This is a genomic window from Streptomyces sp. NPDC001020, from assembly GCF_053599115.1.
The window spans coordinates 51,642-74,882 of the sequence record NZ_JBSFLQ010000024.1 but is presented as its reverse complement, the minus strand read 5'-3'; the positions used below and the strand labels follow the sequence as shown (position 1 = coordinate 74,882).

At 70.9% G+C, this 23,241-nt stretch carries 15 protein-coding genes; 6 read left to right on the top strand and 9 right to left on the bottom strand.

Translation table 11 applies throughout. The features are described from left to right. Nucleotides 1-311 precede the first annotated feature (311 nt). Nucleotides 312-1,106, top strand: coding sequence for a GNAT family N-acetyltransferase (locus ACWDEX_RS22980; protein ID WP_450465658.1), 795 nt, complete (start codon nucleotides 312-314; stop codon nucleotides 1,104-1,106). A gap of 36 nt (nucleotides 1,107-1,142) precedes the next feature. On the opposite strand, the gene ACWDEX_RS22975 is transcribed toward ACWDEX_RS22980, so the two are convergent. Then, entirely contained in the window at nucleotides 1,143-1,904 is a 762-nt protein-coding gene (locus ACWDEX_RS22975) for a rhomboid-like protein (protein WP_450465657.1), read from the bottom strand. 285 nt (nucleotides 1,905-2,189) lie between these two features. Between ACWDEX_RS22975 and ACWDEX_RS22970 the strand changes: the two genes are divergently transcribed. The 4 genes from ACWDEX_RS22970 (at nucleotide 2,190) to ACWDEX_RS22955 (ending at nucleotide 8,898) form a co-directional block, all read left to right on the top strand. Continuing rightward, nucleotides 2,190-2,876 (top strand): spermidine synthase, encoded by a 687-nt coding sequence (locus ACWDEX_RS22970; RefSeq protein WP_450465655.1) that lies wholly within the window; start codon nucleotides 2,190-2,192, stop codon nucleotides 2,874-2,876. A gap of 112 nt (nucleotides 2,877-2,988) precedes the next feature. After that, nucleotides 2,989-3,726 (top strand): response regulator transcription factor, encoded by a 738-nt coding sequence (locus ACWDEX_RS22965; RefSeq protein WP_450465654.1) that lies wholly within the window; start codon nucleotides 2,989-2,991, stop codon nucleotides 3,724-3,726. Then, entirely contained in the window at nucleotides 3,723-4,829 is a 1,107-nt protein-coding gene (locus ACWDEX_RS22960) for a sensor histidine kinase (protein ID WP_450465653.1), read from the top strand. The genes ACWDEX_RS22965 and ACWDEX_RS22960 overlap by 4 nt, the downstream gene beginning before the upstream one ends. Before the next feature lie 283 nt (nucleotides 4,830-5,112). Next, complete coding sequence (locus ACWDEX_RS22955) at nucleotides 5,113-8,898, top strand: multifunctional oxoglutarate decarboxylase/oxoglutarate dehydrogenase thiamine pyrophosphate-binding subunit/dihydrolipoyllysine-residue succinyltransferase subunit (RefSeq protein WP_450465652.1); 3,786 nt, start codon at nucleotides 5,113-5,115, stop codon at nucleotides 8,896-8,898. 73 nt (nucleotides 8,899-8,971) lie between these two features. Here the strand turns inward: ACWDEX_RS22955 and fxsT are convergent, their stop codons facing one another. The 8 genes from fxsT to ACWDEX_RS22915 form a co-directional block, all read right to left on the bottom strand. Beyond that, nucleotides 8,972-11,983 (bottom strand): FxSxx-COOH system tetratricopeptide repeat protein, encoded by a 3,012-nt coding sequence (fxsT, locus tag ACWDEX_RS22950; protein ID WP_450465651.1) that lies wholly within the window; start codon nucleotides 11,981-11,983, stop codon nucleotides 8,972-8,974. Between the two features lie 140 nt (nucleotides 11,984-12,123). After that, nucleotides 12,124-13,659, bottom strand: coding sequence for an aKG-HExxH-type peptide beta-hydroxylase (locus ACWDEX_RS22945; RefSeq protein WP_450465727.1), 1,536 nt, complete (start codon nucleotides 13,657-13,659; stop codon nucleotides 12,124-12,126). Next, complete coding sequence (locus tag ACWDEX_RS22940; RefSeq protein ID WP_450465649.1) at nucleotides 13,659-14,870, bottom strand: FxsB family cyclophane-forming radical SAM/SPASM peptide maturase; 1,212 nt, start codon at nucleotides 14,868-14,870, stop codon at nucleotides 13,659-13,661. Before ACWDEX_RS22940 ends, ACWDEX_RS22945 begins: the two co-directional genes overlap by 1 nt. 210 nt (nucleotides 14,871-15,080) lie before the next feature. Then, nucleotides 15,081-15,290: an FxSxx-COOH cyclophane-containing RiPP peptide gene (gene fxsA / locus ACWDEX_RS22935; protein ID WP_450465648.1), complete on the bottom strand. Its 210-nt coding sequence runs from the start codon at nucleotides 15,288-15,290 to the stop codon at nucleotides 15,081-15,083. Nucleotides 15,291-15,317: 27 nt separating this feature from the next. Further along, the gene (locus ACWDEX_RS22930; protein WP_450465646.1) at nucleotides 15,318-18,701 is read right to left on the bottom strand and encodes an SAV_2336 N-terminal domain-related protein; all 3,384 of its coding nucleotides are present in this window, start codon (nucleotides 18,699-18,701) and stop codon (nucleotides 15,318-15,320) included. 7 nt (nucleotides 18,702-18,708) lie between these two features. Beyond that, nucleotides 18,709-19,740 carry an AAA family ATPase gene (locus ACWDEX_RS22925; RefSeq protein ID WP_450465645.1) on the bottom strand — a complete coding sequence of 344 codons (1,032 nt, stop codon included), beginning with the start codon at nucleotides 19,738-19,740 and terminating at the stop codon, nucleotides 18,709-18,711. A gap of 111 nt (nucleotides 19,741-19,851) precedes the next feature. Then, nucleotides 19,852-22,068 carry a VMAP-C domain-containing protein gene (locus ACWDEX_RS22920; protein WP_450465643.1) on the bottom strand — a complete coding sequence of 739 codons (2,217 nt, stop codon included), beginning with the start codon at nucleotides 22,066-22,068 and terminating at the stop codon, nucleotides 19,852-19,854. Next, complete coding sequence (locus ACWDEX_RS22915; protein ID WP_450465642.1) at nucleotides 22,065-22,568, bottom strand: CU044_2847 family protein; 504 nt, start codon at nucleotides 22,566-22,568, stop codon at nucleotides 22,065-22,067. The genes ACWDEX_RS22920 and ACWDEX_RS22915 overlap by 4 nt, the downstream gene beginning before the upstream one ends. Nucleotides 22,569-22,736: 168 nt before the next feature. Between ACWDEX_RS22915 and ACWDEX_RS22910 the strand changes: the two genes are divergently transcribed. Continuing rightward, a complete protein-coding gene (locus ACWDEX_RS22910; RefSeq protein ID WP_003992906.1) occupies nucleotides 22,737-22,916 on the top strand; it encodes a DUF6104 family protein in 180 nt (59 codons plus the stop codon). Nucleotides 22,917-23,241: the final 325 nt, after the last annotated feature.

The following is a 23,241-nucleotide window of genomic DNA, read 5'->3' as shown; positions in this document are numbered from 1 at the left end:
GGCAGTCAAGTTGAGTTATGCCGACTCAATGCGCGAGCGGGAGAGATTGTTCCCCGACGCGTGTTCGCTGTGAGCGATCACGCCTGGAGCTGGGGCGAGTGGCCGGCTCGGACAGGAAGGAGCACGTTCCGGGCTCACCCGCCGCCGGTGTCGCGCCTCGGAGGCACGGCGCCGCCTCGCGCTCGAGATCCCCTTCCGGTCACGCGGCGGCGACCCGTGCACGGTCGTCCCCGTGCCCGACGATCCGGCCACGCTCCGCCCGGCGAAAAGCAGTTGCCCCGCCGGGCACCGCCACCCGTACGGTCTCCCGCATGACTGACACAGAGATCCTGCTCGCCGCCTACGACGACCAGATGCGCGGCGCCCCGCCCACCCCTCCCGTCGGCGTGACGTACGAGCAGGACGGTCCGCTGCTGCGGATCGTCGGCCAGTTCCGGGGGTTCGTCAGCGGGCCGCGCGACCTCGGGGTGGACGGCACGGAACTCGACCGGCTGATCGCCCGTCAGCGCGACTTCTTCGCCGCCCGGGGCGAGGCGCTGGAGTGGAAGACCCGCGGGCACGACACCCCGGCCGACATCACCGCTCGGCTGCACGCCGCGGGCTTCGTCCCCGAGGACCAGGAGACAGTGCTCATCGGCCGCGCCGGGGGGATGGCCGCGAGGCAGCCCGTCCTGCCGGAGGGCGTCACGCTGCGGCGCGTCACGGCCGACGCGGACATGCGCCGTATCGCCGCCATGGAGTCCGCCGTCTGGGAGCAGGACTGGAGTTGGCTCGCGGACGACCTGATCGACCGGGTCGCCGCCGCGCCGGACGAGATCGCGATCTATGTCGCCGAGGCGGACGGGGAGGTGGTCTCCGCGGCCTGGCTTGCGTTCCGGGCGGGGACGGAGTTCGCCAGCCTGTGGGGCGGCTCGACGCTCGCCAAGTGGCGGGGCCTGGGCATCTACCGTGCCCTCGTGGCGGTGCGCGCCGCACTCGCCGTGGAACGCGGAGTCCGCTACCTCCATGTGGACGCGTCCGACGACAGCGCCCCGATCCTGCGCCGGCTGGGTTTCCAGGCGGTCACCACGACGACACCGTACGTGTGGACGCCGCCGGCGCCCTGACCCGTCCGCGGTCCGGCGGCCGGACCCGGTCCCCGGCTACCCCCGGGGCAGCCGGGGACCGGTCCGCCGCCACCGCCGCACCAGCGGCCACATCCCGACGCCTATCGCGAGGGACAGCAGATGGCCCCAGTCCGACAGCGGGTCCACATAAGCGATCAGGTCCTGGAGCAGCATGGCGCCGAACCCGATGAGCATCGTCCAGCGCAGCCACGGCCGCAGCAGGCCCGTCAGCGCGCCGACGCTCGCCGCGACGCCGAAGCTGATGCCGTAGTCGAGGCGGTGCAGAGAACTACGGGGCAGCTCTCCGGCCAGCACCGAGACGCCGACCGGGATCTCGGTGGCCAGGGTCGCGAGCACGTGGCCGAACAGGAAGACGACGGCCGTGCGCACACCGCCTATGCGACGTTCCAGTGCCGTCAGCACGAGCAGGAAGACGAGCATGAACGCCGAGGTCACACCGCCCGCGATCCACAGCGCGCTGGCGACCAGCACCAGCGCCGGACTCTGCGTCAGGTGCGCGACATCGGTGCTGGACTCCCGGTACAGGGCGGTCACGAGCGACGGGTCGGCGTACTTGGCGAACAGGGACGTCACGACGAGGACCGCGGTGTACCCGAAGGTGAAGGGCGTGCCCTTGGGGGTGGGCAGGAGCAGCCAGGGGCGCGGGACCGTCCTGGGCGCCGGGGGCGGAACGCGGGGAAGCGGGGCCGTGCGCTGGCACGGCACTCCGTCCAGGAGCGGCAGGCCCGTTCCGGGAGCCCTGAGCGTGGCGTCAGCCGCCGAGGCCGTGCGTTCCAAGTGCGGCACTCCTTCCCTCACATCCCACCCTTGGTGCCCCGCGGGTCGCTGTCCATGACCGATGCCACATGAGAGGCGGATTCACAGCAACTCCCTAAGTGTTTCACCCGGCTCAGGGACGTATGGGGTGAACGGCAGTTCACGGCTCACTGGGGCTCCCGGGCATCTGCCGGGCGTGGACGACCCGTTCGCGGCGCGCCCCGGAGCCTCCCACCGCCCGTCCAGCACTCCCCCGCCGTCGGAAACCGCTCGTCCACAAGGCTCCGCCTCACCAGAATGGGACCCATGCCTCATCCGCACGACGTCTACGACACCCCACAGATCCTGGACCGTCGCCAGGGACCCAACGGCGAGGTCGTGCTGCGGCGGCACGGCGGCCTGCTGCAGATCATCGCCAACGGGTGTTTCCTGATGGACACCTCCGACGGGCGCTCGGAACGGCTCCTCGTCGACATCGCGTACGACGCCCTCGCCGGGCGTCCGCGACCGAGCGTGCTGATCGGCGGCCTCGGCGTCGGCTTCTCGCTCGCACACGCCGCCGAGAACCCGCGCTGGGGACGTATCACCGTCGTCGAACGTGAGCGCGCCATCATCGACTGGCACCTCGACGGCCCACTGTCCGCGCTCTCCGCCCAGGCACTCGCCGACCCGCGCGCCGGCATCCTCGAAGCCGATCTCGTCCGTTACGTCCATGAGACGTCGGACACGTACGACGCGCTGTGCCTCGACATCGACAACGGGCCCGACTGGACGGTCACGGAGGACAACGACAGTCTGTACTCGGCCTCCGGACTCGCAAGCTGTGCAAGGATGTTGACACCTGGTGGCGTATTGGCGGTGTGGTCTGCGCAGCCTTCTCCGGAATTCGAGGAAACCCTACGGAATGCCGGGTTCCAGCAAGTGCGTACCGAAGAGGTCGCCGTTGCCCGGGGCGTTCCCGACGTCGTGCACCTGGCCGTCAGACCTGGATAGCCGACTCGCGGTAACTCCCCGTACGCTGCTTCACTGACGCGGATCACTCATGCGTCAAGCGCAGTCATGGGATCACCCCACGGATTCCGGAAAGCACACTCAGGGGCGGGCGATGGAGCAGACACACACCTCGCACAACGGCACGACGGCGACCCCGGGCGCCCAGCGGCGGGTCCTCGTGGTCGAGGACGACCCGACGATCGTCGACGCCATCGCCGCCCGCTTGCGCGCCGAGGGATTCCTCGTGCAAACGGCAGGCGACGGCCCGGCGGCCGTGGACACGGCCGAGGCCTGGCAGCCGGACCTGCTGATCCTCGACATCATGCTGCCGGGCTTCGACGGCCTGGAGGTCTGCCGTCGCGTGCAGGCGCAGCGCCCGGTGCCGGTACTGATGCTCACTGCGCGCGACGACGAGACGGACATGCTGGTCGGGCTCGGCGTCGGCGCCGACGACTACATGACCAAGCCGTTCTCGTTGCGGGAGCTGGCGGCGCGGGTACACGTCCTGCTGCGCCGCGTGGAGCGGGCCGCGCTGGCCGCCGCGACGCCGCGCAGCGGCATGTTGCGGCTGGGCGAGCTGGAGATCGACCACGCACAGCGCCGGGTCCGGGTGCGCAGCGAGGACGTCCATCTGACGCCCACCGAGTTCGACCTGCTCGTGTGCCTGGCCAACACACCGCGCGCCGTGCTCTCCCGCGAGCAGCTGCTCGCGGAGGTGTGGGACTGGGCGGACGCCTCGGGCACACGCACCGTGGACAGCCACATCAAGGCGCTGCGGCGGAAGATCGGCGCGGAACGCATCCGTACCGTGCACGGCGTCGGCTACGCGCTGGAGACACCGACGCCATGAGCGGCGGGCCGACCCCACGCAGGGGCCCCGGGGAACCCTGGGGCGGCCTACGCCCGTTCTCGATCAAGACCAAGCTGGGCGCGCTGGTCGTCATATCGGTGCTGATCACCACGGTCCTGCTGATGATCGCGGTGCGCACAGCGACGGAACTGCGCTTCATCACGGTGTTCTCGATGATCGCCACCCTGCTGATCACACAGTTCGTGGCGCACTCGCTCACCGCGCCACTGGACGAGATGAACAGGGTGGCCCGCTCGATCTCGCACGGCGACTACTCGCGCCGGGTCCGTGACCACCGCCGGGACGAGCTGGGTGACCTGGCCCACACGATCAACCTCATGGCCGACGAACTGGAGGCACAGGACCGCCAGCGCAAGGAACTGGTGGCGAACGTCTCGCACGAGCTGCGCACGCCCACCGCGGGTCTGCGCGCGGTGCTGGAGAACATCGTGGACGGGATCACCGAGGCAGACCCCGAGACGATGCGCACGGCCCTGCAGCAGACCGAGCGCCTGGGGCGCCTGGTGGAGACCCTGCTGGACCTCTCACGCCTGGACAACGGTGTCGTCCCGCTGAAGAAGCGCCGCTTCGAGGTGTGGCCCTATCTCTCGGGCGTCCTCAAGGAGGCCCAGATGGTCTCGTCCGCACGCGCGGGCATCGCCTCGGACACCGGCAGCCACACCCGTACGGACGTCCATCTGCACCTCGACGTCTCCCCGCCGGAGCTCACGGCGCGCGCGGACCCCGAGCGCCTCCACCAGGTCGTCGCCAATCTGATCGACAACGCGGTCAAGCACAGTCCCCCGCACGGCCGCGTAACGGTGAAGGCCCGGCCCGGCCCCGCCCCGGAGTCCCTGGAGCTGGAGGTGCTGGACGAGGGCCCCGGCATCCCTCAGTCGGAGTGGCACCGGGTCTTCGAACGCTTCAACCGCGGGTCCATGAGCCGGCCGCACGGGCCGGGCAGCGACGGCGGCACAGGCTTGGGACTTGCGATCGCCCGCTGGGCCGTGGATCTGCACGGTGGCCGGATCGGCGTGGCCGAATCCGCACGCGGCTGCCGTATCCAGGTCACCCTTCCGGGAGAGCCTTCTGTGCCAAGTTGACGTAAAGTTCGAAGCGGAGCAACAAGATCCATGGCGTCCCGCAGACGGGCGCACATGTGATCAGGCAGAGGCCCGCGCACTGTCCGAACCGGGCCGGCGGTCGTCGTACCCGTTTCAAACCGGAACCACGCTTGTTTCCCGCCAATTCCACCCCTGAAACACGCTTTCCGATGTGACATACACGACGTTGAAGCGGTCCGACCTGACCTTCCCGGTCGGGGAGGCGTAGCCTTAATCCCCGCTGTCCCATCACCTTGCGAAGCGGAAGAGGGCGGTTGCCGCCGTGTCGCCACAGTCCCCCAGTAACTCGAGTGTCTCGACCGACGATCATGCCGGGAAGAACCCCGCTGCCGCGTTCGGCCCGAACGAGTGGCTCGTCGACGAGATCTATCAGCAGTACCTCCAGGACCCGAATTCGGTAGACCGTGCCTGGTGGGACTTCTTCGCCGACTACAAGCCGGGGGCGGCTGCCTCCTCGGCTGCGGCGGGTACTGCCACCCCGACGGTCCAGGCCGCGCCCACCGCGGCGGCGCCCGCCGCTCCTGCGACTCCCGCAGTGCCGCAGGCCCCGGCCGCTCCGGCTCCGGCCGCTCCGCAGCCTGCCGCGCCCGCCCCGGCCCAGCCTGCCGCCCCCGCCGCCGCGAAGCCCGCTGCGGCCCCCGCCAAGCCGAAGAAGGACGAGCCCGTGGCCGAGGCCCCCGCTGGCCCCGAACTGGTGACGCTCCGCGGCCCCGCCGCTGCCGTCGCGAAGAACATGAACGCCTCCCTGGAGCTGCCCACGGCCACGTCCGTGCGCGCGGTCCCGGTGAAGCTGCTCTTCGACAACCGCATCGTCATCAACAACCACCTCAAGCGCGCCCGGGGCGGGAAGATCTCCTTCACGCACCTGATCGGCTACGCGATGGTCCAGGCCATCAAGGCCATGCCGTCGATGAACTGGTCGTTCGCGCAGAAGGACGGCAAGCCCACCCTCGTCAAGCCGGAGCACGTCAACCTCGGCCTCGCCATCGACCTGGTGAAGCCGAACGGTGACCGCCAGCTCGTCGTCGCGGCGATCAAGAAGGCCGACACCCTCAACTTCTTCGAGTTCTGGCAGGCCTACGAGGACATCGTCCGCCGCGCCCGCGACGGCAAGCTGACGATGGACGACTTCACCGGCGTGACGGTCTCCCTCACCAACCCCGGCGGCCTCGGCACCGTCCACTCCGTCCCGCGTCTGATGCCCGGCCAGTCGGTGATCATGGGCGTCGGCTCGATGGACTACCCGGCGGAGTTCCAGGGCACCTCCCAGGACACCCTGAACAAGCTCGGCGTCTCGAAGGTCATGACGCTCACGTCGACCTACGACCACCGAGTGATCCAGGGCGCCGCCTCCGGCGAGTTCCTGCGCGTCGTCGCGAACCTCCTCCTCGGCGAGAAGGAGTTCTACGACGAGATCTTCAAGGCCCTGCGCATCCCGTACGAGCCGGTCCGCTGGCTCCGGGACATCGACGCCTCCCACGACGACGACGTCACCAAGGCGGCCCGTGTCTTCGAGCTGATCCACTCCTACCGGGTCCGCGGCCACGTCATGGCCGACACCGACCCGCTGGAGTACCAGCAGCGCAAGCACCCCGACCTGGACATCACCGAGCACGGCCTCACCCTGTGGGACCTGGAGCGCGAGTTCGCGGTCGGCGGCTTCGCCGGCAAGTCGATGATGCGGCTGCGTGACATCCTCGGCGTGCTGCGTGACTCGTACTGCCGCACCACCGGCATCGAGTACATGCACATCCAGGACCCCAAGCAGCGCAAGTGGATCCAGGACCGCGTGGAGCGCCCGCACTCAAAGCCGGAGCGCGAGGAGCAGCTGCGCATCCTGCGCCGCCTGAACGCGGCGGAGGCCTTCGAGACCTTCCTGCAGACGAAGTACGTCGGCCAGAAGCGCTTCTCCCTGGAGGGCGGCGAGTCGGTCATCCCGCTGCTCGACGCGGTCATCGACAGCGCTGCCGAGTCGCGCCTGGACGAGGTCGTCATCGGCATGGCCCACCGCGGCCGGCTGAACGTCCTCGCGAACATCGTCGGCAAGTCCTACGCGCAGATCTTCCGTGAGTTCGAGGGCAACCTCGACCCGAAGTCGATGCACGGCTCCGGCGACGTGAAGTACCACCTGGGCGCCGAGGGCACCTTCACCGGCCTGGACGGCGAGCAGATCAAGGTCTCCCTGGTCGCGAACCCGTCGCACCTGGAGGCGGTGGACCCGGTCCTTGAGGGTGTCTCCCGCGCCAAGCAGGACATCATCAACAAGGGCGGCACGGACTTCACGGTCATGCCGGTGGCGATCCACGGCGACGCGGCCTTCGCGGGCCAGGGCGTGGTGGCCGAGACCCTGAACATGTCGCAGCTGCGCGGCTACCGCACGGGCGGCACGGTCCACATCGTCATCAACAACCAGGTCGGCTTCACGGCGGCCCCCGAGTCGTCGCGTTCCTCGATGTACGCCACGGACGTGGCCCGCATGATCGAGGCCCCGATCTTCCACGTGAACGGCGACGACCCGGAGGCGGTCGTGCGCGTCGCACGTCTGGCCTTCGAGTTCCGCCAGGCGTTCAACAAGGACGTGGTGATCGACCTCATCTGCTACCGCCGCCGCGGTCACAACGAGTCGGACAACCCGGCCTTCACCCAGCCGCTGATGTACGACCTGATCGACAAGAAGCGCTCGGTGCGCAAGCTGTACACCGAGTCGCTGATCGGCCGGGGCGACATCACCCTGGAGGAGGCCGAGCAGGCTCTGCAGGACTACCAGGGCCAGCTCGAGAAGGTCTTCACGGAGGTCCGCGAGGCCACGTCGCAGCCGGCCGCGGCCGCCGCACAGGGCCCGCAGGACGGCTTCCCGGTGGCGGTCGACACGGCCGTGTCCGCCGAGGTCGTCAAGCGGATCGCCGAGTCCCAGGTCAACATCCCCGACCACATCACCGTCCACCCGCGTCTGCTGCCTCAGCTGCAGCGCCGGGCAGCGATGGTCGAGGACGGCACGATCGACTGGGGCATGGGCGAGACCCTCGCGATCGGCTCGCTGCTGCTCGAGGGCGTCCCGGTCCGTCTGTCGGGCCAGGACTCGCGCCGCGGCACGTTCGGCCAGCGCCACGCGGTCCTCATCGACCGCGAGACGGGCGAGGACTACACGCCGCTGCTGTACCTGTCCGAGGACCAGGCGCGCTACAACGTCTACGACTCCCTCCTGTCCGAGTACGCGGCGATGGGCTTCGAGTACGGCTACTCGCTGGCCCGTCCGAACGCGCTGGTGATGTGGGAGGCCCAGTTCGGCGACTTCGTCAACGGCGCGCAGACCGTCGTGGACGAGTTCATCTCGTCGGCCGAGCAGAAGTGGGGCCAGACGTCCGGCGTCACGCTCCTGCTCCCGCACGGCTACGAGGGCCAGGGCCCGGACCACTCCTCGGCCCGCCCGGAGCGGTTCCTGCAGCTCTGCGCCCAGAACAACATGACGGTGGCCATGCCCACCCTCCCGTCGAACTACTTCCACCTCCTGCGGTGGCAGTCGCACAACCCGCACCACAAGCCGCTGGTGGTCTTCACGCCGAAGTCGATGCTGCGCCTCAAGGCCGCCGCGTCCAAGGCGGAGGAGTTCACCACGGGCCAGTTCCGCCCGGTCATCGGCGACGACTCGGTGGACCCGGCCGCGGTCCGCAAGGTCGTCTTCACGGCGGGCAAGGTCTACTACGACCTCGACGCGGAGCGCCGCAAGCGTGGCGTGACGGACACGGCGATCATCCGCCTCGAGCGCCTGTACCCGCTGCCGGGTGCCGAGCTCCAGGCGGAGATCGCGAAGTACCCGAACGCCGAGAAGTACCTGTGGGCCCAGGAGGAGCCGGCGAACCAGGGCGCATGGCCGTTCATCGCCCTGAACCTCATCGACCACCTGGACCTGGCGGTCGGCGCGGACGTCCCGCCGAGCGAGCGCCTGCGCCGCATCTCCCGCCCGCACGGCTCCTCCCCGGCCGTCGGTTCCGCGAAGCGGCACCAGGCGGAGCAGGAGCAGCTGGTGCGCGAGGTGTTCGAGGCGTGAGCCTCTGAGCACATCTGACGACAGGGCCCGGCCCCGGGATTCTCCCGGGGCCGGGCCCTTCGGTTCGGACGGTTCAGGTGATCTGAGGCTCGAAGTCCCAGAAGGGGCGGCTACGCGCACGAGCCGAGACCGTGTGCACATGCTGGGTACCGAGCGTCGCGGCGAGGTCGGACAGGGCTTCCTGTTCCAGCTTTTCGGCCTGTCGACGGTCCCTCAGGTCTCGGAGGTCGGCGGCCTGGGCGATACGGGCGGAGAGTGTCAGCGGGTGGGTCCGGCCGAGCGCCTCGGCGGCCCGGGCGGCAGTCTCCTTGCTCAAGGCGGCCGCGGATTCGCTGTCGCCGACGAGGTTGCGCAGGGCCGAGGCGTTGATGGCGCAGCCCAGGGTCCAGGGGTGGTTCTCGCCCACGGCCGTGGTCATGTCCGCCAGTGCCTGTTCGATCAGGGCGTGGGCCTGCTCACGCTCACCCACGCTGCGCAGGATCAGAGCGTGGTTGGCGCGAGCTCCGGCAACAAAGGGATGCCCCTCGGCGAGCATCACCTCGTAACGGGCGACGACCGCCTCACTGAGTTCACGCGCCTGGTCGATGTCACCGTGTTCGCGGGCGAAGCAACTCTGGCTGATGGTGAACCTGAGCGTGTCCGGATCCGTCTCGCCCAGAACGCGCTCCGACCGCTCCAGCACAGAGGTGAAGAGCTGTCCCGCCTTGTCACGTTCGCCGTTGCGGTAGTGACACAACGCGAGGTTGTGCTGGGCCTTGAAAGTCGAGGGGTTGTTCGCGCCCATCACGATGACCTGCTCGCGCACGTTCCTCGCCTGGATCGACTCGGCGTCGCCGTAACGGCCCAGAAGACGAAGGTCGATCGCGTAGGACATCTCCGAGTACAGCGTCCACGGATGCCGGGCCCTCAGCAGCAGACGCCGCGCGTCCAGGGTCCGACGGTCGATCTCCAGGGCCTCGTCATAGCGACCCAGCAACACCAGCGTGGCCGCGAGATTGTTCTGGGCATTGAGGGTGCGCGAGTCCTGCTCACCCAGAAGCTCGCGATAGGCCACCAGAATCCACTGGGAGATCTCGAGGGCCTCGTCGTAGCGGGCCAGACCCCGCAGGTCCGCGGCAAGACCACTGGCCGCACGGATGTGCTCCAGATCCTGCGGCCCGCGCTCCTCGCGCAGATGCTCGACGGCAATGCGTTCGATGGCCTCCGTACGGCCGTACTCACCCACCGCACGCAACAGATTGGCGTAGTGGTACGTCAGCTCCCAGATCCGCGGATGGGTCTCCCCCAGCAAGGAACGCCAAGCACGCAGGGCACGTTCACCGAGTTTGATACCCGCCCGGTACTCGCCGGAGAAGTACATGTAGCGAAGGCAGTTGAAGACCAGACGCTGAATGGATGAGTCGGTGCTGTTGAGCACGTCCGCGAACTTCAGGTGCGGCACGATCTCCGCGTACGCGGGCCACAGATCCGGGTCCGTCGGGCGGCGCGGATCCGCCGCCGCCAACGCCCGGCGCACCACCTCGACGAACTCCCCACGATCCTCGTCCGGCATGTCCTTGTGGACGATCTGATGCACCATGCGGTGCAGGTAGAGCGACTCGCCGGTGGACGCCGTGTCATCGGAGGTCGTGTCGTGGGACTCCAGCCGGACCACGGAGTACTGGCGGAGCTGGTTGATCGCCTTGTTCCACAGCAGCGGATCGTTGAGCAGTCCGGCGATCTGTTCGGGCAACTCGTCGTTCGGCATCTCCTTCAGGAGCCGCACGGGAATGAAACCGGGTGCGAAGAACGTGCACAGACGCAGCAGGTCCACGGACTCGGGGACCGTCTCACGCAACTTGTTCAGCAGTATCGACCACGCCGTCTGGAAGGCGACGGGGAAGTCCGCCGACACCCTGACCACGTCCTGGTCGATGCCACCTTCCAAAAGCGCGATGTAGTCGTCGACCGACAGATCGGAGTCGTTGAGCCAGCCGGCCGTCTGGTCCAGCAGAAGCGGCAGATCCTCCAACGCCTCGGCGAGCTGGTCGGCCTCGGCGTCGGTGAGCCGCGGCGCACGACGACGGATGAAGGCCACGGACTCATAACGCTCGTAGACGGGCACGTCCAGCAACTTGCTGTTGTGTTCACTCCACTCCGGGTTCCGCGAAGTGATCAGTACATGACCCGGACCGGTCGGCACCAGGTCCCAGATCTGATCCGGCTCGTCCGCGCCGTCCAGCACCAGCAACCAACGGGCATACGGATCCCCCCGGCGCAGCGAGTCACGAACGGCACGCAGACGCTCCCCGTACTCCTGACCGGTCGTCAGGCCGAGCTTCGGGGCCAGCTCCGCGAGCAGACGCCGATACGTCACCCGCTTCTCCGCACTGACCCACCACACCACGTCGTACTCGGACCCGAACCGGTACACGTACTCGGCGGCGAGCTGCGTCTTACCCACACCCGACATACCGTGCAGCGTCACCACACCCGCACCCGGCTCAGCGGTCTGCAGGAGGTGGTAGGCGTCGTTGAGGAGCGACTCCCTGCCAGTGAAACGCGTATTGCGGCGTGGGACCCCGCCCCAGACCTCGGGCATGGCCGCGGGGAAACGCGGACCCCGCAGGTTCTCGTTCGCGGACTCGGGCAGCCGGTCGGTCGGCAGGTCCAGCCGGTCCAGGAGGCGGCGCTCGGCCTCGTCGGCGCCCATGTTGGTCAGGTCGGCGGCGGCCAGCACGGCGGTGGCAGCGGGCACCGGGCTCGTGGTGACCGAGACGGCCGCGAAGCGGGAGGGGTCGGGTGACACGACCTCGCGCAGGGCCGCGTTCCACTCCTCATGAGTGCGCGGGCCCAACTGGAAGTACCACTCACTGACGATGATGAGGACTCGGCCCTCGGCGAGCTTCAGGTCGCGCAGGAGGTCCGCGAGAGGGATCTGCGCCGGGGAGTCCCAGCGCAGGTACACGACACGGAGGCCGCGACGCTCCAGTCGGTCACCGATCCAGGCCGCCCAGGGCCGGTTGAACCCGGCGAAGCTGATCGTGACGGTCTGCTTCGCGGGACTCTTCTCGGTTGGTCCGACCGGCGTACGAACTCCAGACATGCAGCGGCCTCCCCGTGCGTCATAGTAGAACCTGGGCGCGGCGCCGCACAGGCACAAACGGATTTACGCCGTACTCGCGCTCCGTGGTTGGCATCCCTTCCCGCAGGCGCAACGATCCCCACCTGTTTCCGCAACATCATTCATCCTTGTGGTGCAACGCGCGCATGCCTCTGCAGCCACAGGGAGCGGGCGGCCCTCACATAGGCCGCCGCGCGGACCGCGTGATCCCGAGGAGCGGGGCACTCGGCGATCCGCTCGTACGCGCCGATCATCTGGTCGACGAAACGGCGGCCTTGGGGGGTGAGGTCGGCGGACGCGACCAGCGTCGGCAGCACGGCACCCACTTGCTCCTTGTAGCGCGCGTACAGGCTCCACGCGCTCTCCCTCTCCGCCCGCCCCGGGGCCGTGTGCGCGCAGCGCTGGAAGTAGTCAGCGAGCGCCAGGTGCGAGTAGGCACCTTGCAGCAGACCGTCGTAGGGGCGTGGGTCGGGGCGCCACGGGGCGAAGTACCTTTCCTGCGGACCGGCGTGGTGCAACGTCATCATGTCGCTGACCGCTGCGAGTTTGGTGTGCTGCAGTTCATGGACCAGGGTCGCGGCGAAGGTCGACGGTGTCGGCGGGAGGCTGCTGAGTACGGCTCCGAACGCCTCGCGCCTGGTGGCGCTGCAGCTCCCTTCGCCGGACCCCCCAGGTGACGCGGCAGGCGGCATGACGAGCGGCACAAGGCACCGCAGAAGACCGACGGCTTCCGCGAGCCGCTGTTCTCCCCCGAGGCGCAAGGCCCCCTCTGTCCCCGCCCAGGCCTGCACCCACCGCTTTCGCTCCGCGTCGTCCGGCGTCGCCGGACCACTCAGCGTCTGGTAGCGGGGCCCTCCGCGGACGGTTCGGTACGGGTCGAGGTCGTCCAGGGGCATCGGCGCACTGCCCGGTGCCAGGCGGGGCAGTGCGTAAGCGGGCGTCCAGTCGGGTGCACCGGACCATGCCCCGGTTCCCTCCTCCAAGTTCACCACGATGTCGGGTCGGTGACGCTGTCGCAGCGTCAGGCGTCCGTCACGGTGGCTGATGTCGACCCGGGTGGGAGCTGCCTCCTCCGTACGCAACGCCCCGAGGGACGGCAGCACGAGCATCCCGTCGTGAGCGGTCAGCCGCACGGTGAAGCAGACCCCGGCGCGGGCCGCGGCCACCGCGGCGACGGCGCTGAAGTGGGCGAGGTCCCGGCGCAGTTCGCCTGCGTGCTCCCCTGTGGGTGGTCCCGTCCGCGCGTCCAGGGCGCGCAGGCAGCGCCTGGCCCAAGGGCCCATCAGGGGATGGAGGAGCCGGTCACGGGCGGGTGTGCGACGGATGTCGCACAGGCCGTCCGGAAGGCTCGCCGAGACGGGTGCACGTCCCTGTGCGCCGTCGGCGGTCGCACGGTGGCCCCGCGCCGTACGACCGCGCGTCATCGGTACGTAGCCCGCCCGATCGGCCTCGACCAGCAGCGCCCAGTCCTCCCGCATCCGCCTCCGCGCCGCGGCCGGGCACACTGTGCTGTCCGCCCCGTCCGCCGTATCGAGCACCGCCCGCAGCAGCAGCAATCGCCGGGTGTCCTGGTCACGTACGAGAAGCGCAAGCGTGTCAGGGCTGCCCTCGGTACGGCCGAGTTCGGCCAGGGCCCGGTCGGGGACCGCCGGAAGGATCACCGGGTACTCCCTTCCCATGAGGCGGGCGGTGGGACGGGAGCGGACGCCAGGAGGGCCGGCGCTGCGTCGTCCGTGAGCCGCTTCGCCACATGGCGAATGAAACGCTGCAGGTCAGCGCAGTAAACGGACGGATTTACAAAGCCGTTTCCGGCTCGGTAGCGGTGGGCATAGTGGCCGCCCCCGCAGACCTTGAGCAACGGGCACGACCGGCATTCCGCCGCCAGGGCGGCCGCGCCCGCCTGCCGGGCCGCGACGCCGGGATGGCGCAGCGCCTCTTCGAAGCCGTGCCGGAACACGTCCAGCCCCGTCTCCGCGGCCCCCTCGTATGCCGATTTCAGCGAGTCCACCTGCTCGATGGACCCGTCCGTCTCCACCACCACCGCGTCGAAGGGCGCGAGGCCCAGTGACTCCGTGGCGGCCGGCAGCCCCAGCAACAGCGCGAGGCATTCCTCGAACAGTCGCACCCGGGTCTCCCGCCGCCCGGCTCCCCACCAACGGTCGAAGACGGTGCACAGCCAGTCACCGTAGGGAGTGCCGGTTCCGTCCAGGTACGGCGGCGGAGCCGACCAGTTCCCGTGTGGCAGCAGCAGATCCAGGGCCGGCGGGCGCAGGGCGAGCAGGGACTCGTACGTCTCCAGCGGGTCCAGCGTCGGGTCCACCACCGTGAGGATTCCGGCGTATGCCCCCGGGAACCGGTCGGCGATCAGGCGCGCGCCGCGGGAGGCGGCCGGCCAGGACGGGCGGCCCGACCGGTCGACGCGCCGCGTGTTGTGGGCGGCGAGGCCGCCGTCGAGGCTGATACCGATACGGATGCCGTGCTCGGCCAGGGTGGCCGCGTGTCGCTCGGTGAGGAGGGTGGCATTCGTCTGCACGGTGGCGTGGACGGTGCAGGTGCCCGGAACCAGACCGCCGACGAGGTCGGTGAAGCGCGCCAGCGCGGCCGCGCCCGCCAGCAGTGGTTCGCCCCCGTGCAGGACCAGGGACACCGCCGGAAGATCATGGGTGCGGGCGTGCTCGGCGATGCGGTGGGCGGTGCGGTCCAGGACCTCGGGCGTCGCGGCAGCGGGCCGATCGCGCCAGGTGTGGTCGGGCCCCTCGTAGAGATAGCAGTACCGGCAGGCCAGATTGCAGCGGCCGTGGACCTTCACGATGAACTGCCGGAACGGGAAGGGTTCCGGGGTGTGCGGGGGAGCGGCCTGTGGCGACACTCCAGCACCCCCATGCCGTACGGCTCGCGCTCCGGCGGTCCGACCACCGCGGCGCAGCCCCCTGCCCGTGTGGAACCCCATGCCTGCCCACGGACCGGCACAAACACATCCGTTCGCAGCTGACTGATTGGGCGTGGAATTCGACCGAAAGTGATGCACGGCGACCGCAGCCGGTGAGCAGCCCCTGACGGTCTTCCGGACTCCGCCCCGTCAAAAGGCGTTGTTGAACCCCCAGAGCATCTCGCTCGGCTGTGACGCCCGCTCCCGCAGTTCCGCCAGCACCTCGCGCAGCACCGGATGCTCGATCGTCCTCAGCTCGCCCAGGTCCAGCTCCAGCAGATCCGGCACCGGCTCCCACGAATCCGTCCGGCGCACTCCCTCGTCCGATGCCCCGGAAGGCGATTCATCCCGTGTGCCCATGGCCCGGTCCCTCTCCGCTCGCCCCGCTCACTCCAACTCCGCCAGCCGCTGCGCCGTCTGTCGTGCCGTCGGCTCACCCGTGCTGACGTGGTCCTCCGGCAGCCTCGACCACTCGGTCCGTGCGGCCCGGTACGCCTCGCGGGCCGCACGCGGACGGGCCGCCGCCTCATAGGACATACCCCGCCAGTGGTGCGCCTGCGCGCATAGCTCCACGGCTTCCTGCCGCCGGCGGTCCGTCTCGGGTTTCTCCTCCGCTTCCCGGGCCGCCTCGGCGGCTGCCCGGAACGCGTCGACCGCCTCGTCGAGGCGCGCGGGCCGCCCCAGGCTCTGGTACGCCTCGAACTGGACCTGTCCCCCCTCCAGCCAGCAGCGGGCCGCCAGCAGTGGATCGTCTGCCTCCGCCGCCGCGAGTCCGAAGAGATGCTCGGCCTCACGCAGGTCGACGCGGTCGCCCCGGACCCGGTAGCGGAGCATCAGCGCCCGGCCCAGCAGCAGGAGGCAGTGCGCGAGCTGCCGGCCACCGACGGGGGTTTCCGTCCGGCAGTCGCGCAGCACCCGAATCGCCCGGGACAGCGGCTCCTGGGAGCGAAGGCCGCTCTCCATCGTGGCCCGACGCAGCAGTACCTCGCCCCATTCGGCGAGCACTTCGGCGTGTGCGGGCGCGTCCCGCGGCATGCGCTGGGACGCCTGTGCGAAGCGGTCCGCCGCCTCCTGGAGTTCGCGCGGGTCTCCCGTCTCGGCGTAGCGGGCCACCCTGATGCGTCCGGCGCGCATCAGGAGGGAGGCGCGCACGCTCTGGTCCCTGGTCAGTGCGAGTGCCTCGTCGACGCGGGCCTGGGCGTCGTCCAGGGGGCCGCCGGACCGCAGCAGCGCGTCCACCAGGTCGAGGATGACGCGGACTCGCTCACGCGGGTTCCCGGCGTGGGCCTCGCGGCCAGCCTCGGAGCCGGTGTCCAGCGCGTTCCGCAGGGACTGCGCGCCCTGCTCCGCGTACAGGCGGGCCTGCTCCGGGTCGGCGGTGGCGCCCGACAGGCGCAGCAGGATCCGGCCGTGGGCGAGCGCCAGGCCGGGCGGCCGGTCACGCCGGTCGGGCCAGGCGTCGGCGAACGCCTCGAGCATGCCGACAGCGCCCTGCAGCACCGCGCTGTCACCGCCGAGGAGCCACTGCGACTCCAGTCCGCCGACGCGCTCCAGGGTGAGGCCGAGCGCCTCCTTCTCGTCCAGCTCGGGGGCCGCGCAGGCCACGGCGTACTCACGGTCCCCACGGCGCAGGAGTTCCAGTGCGCCGCGCTTGTCGCCGTGGCGCCTGCGGTCGGTGGCGGCGGCGCGCAGCACCCGGGCGAGCACGGCCCTCTCGCGCAGGGCGCGGGGGTGGGCCACGGCCCGGTCCGCCGCCGCCTCCGCCTCGCGCAACAGGTCCGCGCCGCCCAGTACCTCCCACAGCCGCAGTACGCAGTGCGCGTACTCGGCCCACAGTTCGGGATCGGTCCCGACCGCCGGCTCATGCTCCGTGGCGCCCCGCAGCAGTTGCACGGCGTCGATGAGGTCCTGCACCATGCCATCCCGGTCGAACCGTTCGACCAGCGACCGGGCCCGTACGACCACGGGGTGCGTCGGGCGCTCCGTGGCCGGTTCCGCGCGGCCTTGGCTGCCGTAGAGGGCGGACTGCCGGGGTAGCGGCATGAAGCGTTCCAGGACGCGTGCGGCGACCTCGGCGAAGGGCTGGGGAACCAGGGCGGCGCCGCCGTCCCCGTTCTCCTCCGGACGTCCGGCGCCGGGTGTGTACGGACGTGCCGAGGCGCCGTCGCCCAGTTGCGCGAGGGCCAGCGCGGGGAAGTTGGGACCGCCCTTGCCGAAGCGCTGCTCGATGTACTCCGAGCAGTGCTTGAGCACCAGCATGGCCTCGTCCCGGCCGAGCGGTGACAGCAGTGACTCCTGCACCCCGGGCGCGAACTCGTACCACGGGACGCCGTCGCTGCCGTGGCCCTCATTGGCACGTGAGACCAGGCCGCTCAGTAGGACCTCGGCCAGTTCGGACGGCCCGGAGTCGGGAAGCATGGTCCGCTGCACCAACTGCATCACCGGCAGGCACAGCGGGGCCGCGGCGAGGTAGACGGCCAGCCGGCCCGCGGCCGGGGATGCGGTGGAGCGGAAGCGGCTGACCAGTTCGAGTGCGGACGGGCGGCGGCCCGGTCGCGCCGCCGGGGCGGGCTGCTGATCGGCGCGCACCCAGCCCACGGCGCCGGCCACCGGCCCCGCGCCCGCCCCGGACAGCAGCCGCGCCCAGGCGCCGAGGGCCACCGGCTCGGGCGGCAGCACCGGCAACGGGAGGGCGCCCCGTCGCGCCTCCGGGGGCCGGCCGGCCGGGGTGCGCACCCGGAGCGCCGCGGCACCGCCCAGTGATTCGCCGCGGTTCAACTCGCCGTAGGTGACGGGAAGCCGGGTGCGGTTCCACATCCGCTGCGGCAGCGGCTGGAGCACTGCGGCGGGGGCCTGCCGGGCCAGCTGGTACAGAAGCCGGTGGGCGTGACCGCTGCGCCAGAGGGGACCCGCGCAGTCGCTGACCAGAAGGGTGACGCGACGGCCCGTCGGGTCGCTCAGCCGGTCGGCGGAGTGCAGCGGCGCGGCCTTCGGTTCGGGACTGTGACTGACGGCGGGCTTGCCGTCGGGCCCCTCGTGCAGATGGCTGACCTGGATGTCCCGGAACGCTCCCAACTGGCCGAAGACCTGCTCCAGTTCGACGAACATGCGGTCCCAGACACGCATCGACGACGAGGCGTCCATCACCAGCTGGAGCCGTGCGTCGGCCCGGGTCACCGCACGGAAGACGGGCAGCACCAGACCGCCGGCCCGGGCACTCAGTTCCGCCGTCGCCGTTTCGTCGAGCACCGACCTGCGAGGTGGCGCGGCACTCCGGTACCCCTGCAACGGCCTGAGTGCGCGCTGGAGTTCGAGTGGCGCTGGGAGCACGGGGGCAACGGGTACGCCGACCGGTAGCGCCGTGGTCCCTCCCTGCTCCCTCTCCCGCGCCCCGCCGTGCCGGGGCACCGGGTACAGGGCGACGCGCTGGTCGCCTCCCGCCTCGTAGGGCACCGGTCCGGGCGGGGACAGATCGGCGTGGGACCGATCCGCGACCGGGACGCCGCCCGGCAGCGACGCACCGGATCGTACGCCCCGCACGGCGGACCGGGCCGGCCGCTCCGGCGCATCGTCCTGGCCTGAACACGCGGGACGTGCCCAGCGGGCCAGCCAGAGGGCGTCGCACAGTTCCTCGGCGTCCGGGTCGAGCCCGATTCCCCGCAACCGGGCGATCAGTTCGGCGATCGGGTCGCCCCCGGGCATGCCGGGGCGCCCGGTGTCGGGACCCTCGCCGGGAGGGACCGGACCATGGCGCGCCGCGGCATCGGGCATCAGCACGTCACCTCGGGCGGTCGAGTCGCTGGATGAGCAGGTCGGCCAGGCGGTCGCGGCTGGGCGGGGCGGCCGCGTCGGTGAGGTAGATCGCGTTCAACAGCTGGTCCGCGGCGAGGAGTTCGCTACGGGAGCGCTCCAGGAAGTGCGTGATGAGATCGTCACCGGCGCGGGCCGCCTCGTCGCCCAGGTGGGCACGTACGAAGGTGGCGAGTCTCCTGTGGTCGGGGCGGCCGAGCTGCAGGTGGATGCACCGGCGCATCAGCGGAGCGGGAAAGTCGCGTTCCCCGTTGCTCGTCAGGACCACGAAGGGGAAGGCGCGGCAGCGGACCCGTCCGTCGCGCACGAGCGCCTTGGTGCCGTCGGCGGTGAGCACCTCGGCCTCGCCGTTCGGCAACCGGTCGGCGAGCCGCTCCAGTTCGGGTATCGGGAACTCGCCCTCCTCCAACACGTTGAGCAGGTCGTTGGGCAGGTCGATGTCGCTCTTGTCGAGCTCGTCGATGAGCAGCACACGCGGGGTGTCGGAGGGCAGCAGGGCGGTGCCGAGGGGTCCGAGGCGGATGTAGCCGCCGATGTTCTCCACCGCGCCGGGGGCACCCGCCGCGGTGCCTCCCCCACCCTGGGCGGCGATCTGCGCGTCCTGGAGCCGGGCGATGGCGTCGTAGTGGTAGAGGCCGTCCTGGAGGGTGGAACGGCTGACGATGGACCACCGCAGGACGTTACCCAACCCCAGTTCGTAGGCGACGGAGTGTGCCAGGGTGCTCTTGCCCGTCCCCGGACTGCCGGTGACGAGCAGGGGACGGCGCAGATACAGCGCCGCGTTGATCATCTCGAGTTCCTCGGCACCGGGTCGGTGCAGTTCGGCCAGATGCCGGTACGCCCCGAGCCTGCGGTCCTCCGACCCGTCGCCGTCGGTGCCCGTGCGGGCCGCGTCCCGGCCCCTGAAGTCACGCCACGGCGGGGGCGCGGGCAGGTGATCGATCCCGTCGTGGGGTTCCCCGGCGCCTCGGTAGATGAGCCACTCGCTGGATTCGGTCATGGTCCGGTCCTCGTCGTCACTCGTCCGCCATGGCAGCCGTCGAACCTGCATCACGGTATCGATCCGCACGGAGCCTGGTAAGGGCGCCGTACGGCCTTCGGCTCGGTCGCTTCACGGCGCCTCCAGCAGGTCGCCGCTCCCGGGCAGGGGGTGGTGCGGATCGTCGTAGTACAGAGCGATGCCGTCGGCCCAGTACGTCTCCGCCCGGCCCGCGCGCAGCCCTGCCCGCAACTCGTGCACCAGTTCCGGAAGGCGTTCGGCACTGCCCGCCCCGGCGACCGTGTCGCCGGCCCGGCGGTGGAACTCCCCGCACACGGCGTCCCGTCGGCCGCGCCAGCGGCGCCACAGCGCGACACCGAAGCCGCCGTGCACGATCCGCGCGAGCGCCACGGCGTCGTCCTCGAACTGCCGGTCCCCGTAACGGCACAGGATCGGGACCGCGCCGTGGGGCAGTCCCCGGAGCCGGTCCAGCGGCGGTACGGGTATCGGCAGTCCGTCGTCACAGTCGAGGACTTCGCCTTGGGCGTCGTGTGCGTGGACCCAGCGCCAGCGGGCCTCCCGCTCCCCTTGCTCCTCGTCGACCGCCACCGGGTCCTTCTCGAACGGCCCGAACTCGTCCCCGTCGGGCAATTGATCGCGGTCGGCACAGCGCACGACCACGGGGCGTGCGACACCGAGTGGCACATCATCCGCGTCCAACTGCCAGGCGTCCACGTCCAGTCCGAGCAGCGTACGGGGCAGTGCGACCTGCAGCACGGCGGGCCGACCGGGCCGGTCACAGTGGCGAAAGGCCTCGGCGAGCGGGCCGGCGAGAAGCTGGGGTAGCTCCGCCAACGGCAGCCGCTCGGCCTCATCGAGGCGGACGACCTCTCCGTCGGGGCGGGCCACGGAGATCCGCCCGTCGCAGCGGTCCGGTTCCCAGCCCCGCTGCACGAGTTCGAGCAGGGCGGACGGGCGGGGCGCGCGATCGGTGGCGTGCGCCTTGGCGTGCTCCTCGCGCGCTGGGTCGTGAACCAGGGACGGATCGAGTCCGCGTGGCGAGCCGTTCGGCGGCACGAGCGGCACGGGACCGGTCGGCACCCCGGGAACGGCGGCGGGCAGCGGGGACACCCCGGGGCGGGGCCGCGACCGGAACAGTTCGATCCGCTGCTGGGCCAGGCTTCTGCGGTAGCGCTGGTCGAGGCCCTCCGCGCTGTGCCGCACCCATTCCCACAGCGCCTGTTCCGCGTCACGCGTACCGGGCGCCGCGAAGGGACGTTCGGCGGACATGACACGCATCGCGTAGTCGAGGACGAGTTCCAGCGCCCCGTCCTGGCGCGCTCCCTCGTACAGCGCGCCGAGGCCGTCGCGCCAGCCGCGCGGCGCAGGCTGGGGGATCGCGTCCCGGAGGTCCGGCAGTGACTCCAGAATGTCGAGCAGGCCACGGGTTCCGGCCGGGGGCGGCAGGTCCGCGAGTCGGCCCAGTAACTGGATCCGCTCGTCCGGGCTGAGCGCGCGTCCGGGTCGCACTCCGAGCCGGCTTTGCACGTCGATCCAGGTGGGCCGGCCGGCGTCGGGGTTCCGCTGCCGGTCCCGGTGGTAGCGATCATGGGCGTGGAAGACGGCCTGGTAGAGGTCGTCGTGCTCGGCCCGCATCTCACCCCGGGCCACGGACAGTGTCCGTAACTGCTCGATTCCCGTGGAGGTGCCACCGCCGCCCTGGTCCGACCGCGATTTCAGGACGCCGATGACCTCGCCTCGTACGGGGTCGATGACGGGCCCTCCGGAGACGCCGCGCGGCAACTCGTTCTCGCCGAGGCGCAGTTGCACGCCCGAGGACCAACCTCCCAGGGTGCCCCGCACCGCGAGGGGCCCGTCGAGGGCCTGCAGTTGGCCGCCCATCACGGTCCAGCCGGCGTAGTAGACGCTGCCCTCGCCGTAATACGCGGCGGGCCGTTCGGAGACGTACACGCACGCGTGGTCGACGGGCTCACGCAGCTGGACGAGTGCGAGGTCCGGGGCCGGCCAGTTGCCGCGCACGGCAGTCCCCGTGTGTTCCGGGACCGCGGCGGCGACGGAACCTGCCACCGCGGACGTACCCCGTCCCGGCCCGGTCTCATGGACCACGGTGACCTCACCCCCCTCCCCGCTCAATGCCACATGTGCGCAGGTCAGAACCCAGTTCGGCGCGATGAAGAACCCACTGCCGAGGAATGTGCCCGGCTCGTCGGGTGCATACCCGACCCCGGCCCGATGGATGCGCACGGTCGCGGCCAGGACGAGTTCACGCAGCGCACGGCGGGCCGCGTCGAGGCCGCTCGACGCGCCCCGGGCGTGCCCGTCCGTCATGCCCTGCCCCCGCCGTCGGCGGCTGCGGCGCCGCCGTGCACCCGCGCGCCGGGGGACGCACCCGCGCGCGGGTCACCCGCGGAGGCGGACGGTGCGGCCGCCGGCGTGTCGGCCGTCGCGCCGGACGGGGTCCCTTCGGGCGTGTCGGGGGAGGGGGGGCCGCCCTGCCAGGTGAGGGTGACCGTGATGCCGGCCTTGGCCTCGCCGTCCGCGAGCAGACCGACCACCTTGCCCGCCTTCGCGGTCAGTTCGATCCCGAACTCGACGCTGACCTCGTCCGGCCGCACCGCGCGCAGCGGTCCCGCCAGTGAACGCGCCACGCTGGTCACGACGGAGTGAAGGCTCTCGACCTGCGCCTCCACCCGGTCGGTGAATCCCGTGTCCGTGTACGACAGCTCCCCGGACGGCACGCCGAGCTCCCCGGCCCCGGATATCCGGGCCCACACAGGCGTTCCGTCCGGCATCTCGATGCGCGCTATTCGCGCCGACTCGTCCGCCATGGCATCCCCGTCTCCCCCGGGCCCTGTGGTCCCGCCGGCCGCTGCGCAGGCTAGCGGGACGGTGGTCACCGCGCGAGAGCCTCGCGCGCCACACTGGACCGCCGCACTCACGCCTATCCTTTTTCTTGTCGTCTCCTACCCCTTCACCAAACCCACGGAGCACCACCGATGTACTTCACCGACCGCGGCATCGAGGAACTGGAGAAGCGGCGCGGCGAGGAGGAAGTCACCTTCGAGTGGCTCGCCGAGCAGCTTCGTACCTTCGTCGACCTCAACCCGGACTTCGAGGTGCCGGTGGAGCGGCTGGCGACCTGGCTGGCACGACTGGACGACGAGGACGACGAGTAGGCCTCCCCGAGGTACGACGGGCCGGGGCGCACGAGGTCGGGCGGGCCGCGAGGTCCGGTGCGCGACCTCGGCGGCCGGCCGTCGGCCGCGTGATCGGACCGGGCCGGACCGGACGGGCCAGATCACGTACATCGCGTCCCAACCAGGCTCCGGCGCGCCGTGCGCCGGAGTACGCCCCCCGAGGTGCCCCCCTCCGCGGTGACGCGGCCGCCGGACCGCGAGCGGGAGTCCCGCCGCCTGGGCCGGGGACCTGGGAGCTGACTGCCCAGCATTAGGGCGATTTCTTCACTTTTCTCATCGATTGTTCACCTGAATGAGTGTCTTG

What these genes read in the sequence shown, in the direction of transcription:
- ACWDEX_RS22980 (WP_450465658.1), top strand. Translation starts at nt 312, where the DNA reads ATGACTGACACAGAGATCCTGCTCGCCGCCTACGACGACCAGATGCGC.
- ACWDEX_RS22970 (WP_450465655.1), top strand. Translation starts at nt 2,190, where the DNA reads ATGCCTCATCCGCACGACGTCTACGACACCCCACAGATCCTGGACCGT.
- ACWDEX_RS22965 (WP_450465654.1), top strand. Translation starts at nt 2,989, where the DNA reads ATGGAGCAGACACACACCTCGCACAACGGCACGACGGCGACCCCGGGC.
- ACWDEX_RS22960 (WP_450465653.1), top strand. Translation starts at nt 3,723, where the DNA reads ATGAGCGGCGGGCCGACCCCACGCAGGGGCCCCGGGGAACCCTGGGGC.
- fxsT (WP_450465651.1), bottom strand. Translation starts at nt 11,983, where the DNA reads ATGTCTGGAGTTCGTACGCCGGTCGGACCAACCGAGAAGAGTCCCGCG.
- fxsA (WP_450465648.1), bottom strand. Translation starts at nt 15,290, where the DNA reads ATGGGCACACGGGATGAATCGCCTTCCGGGGCATCGGACGAGGGAGTG.
- ACWDEX_RS22930 (WP_450465646.1), bottom strand. Translation starts at nt 18,701, where the DNA reads ATGCCCGATGCCGCGGCGCGCCATGGTCCGGTCCCTCCCGGCGAGGGT.
- ACWDEX_RS22925 (WP_450465645.1), bottom strand. Translation starts at nt 19,740, where the DNA reads ATGACCGAATCCAGCGAGTGGCTCATCTACCGAGGCGCCGGGGAACCC.
- ACWDEX_RS22920 (WP_450465643.1), bottom strand. Translation starts at nt 22,068, where the DNA reads ATGACGGACGGGCACGCCCGGGGCGCGTCGAGCGGCCTCGACGCGGCC.
- ACWDEX_RS22915 (WP_450465642.1), bottom strand. Translation starts at nt 22,568, where the DNA reads ATGGCGGACGAGTCGGCGCGAATAGCGCGCATCGAGATGCCGGACGGA.
- ACWDEX_RS22910 (WP_003992906.1), top strand. Translation starts at nt 22,737, where the DNA reads ATGTACTTCACCGACCGCGGCATCGAGGAACTGGAGAAGCGGCGCGGC.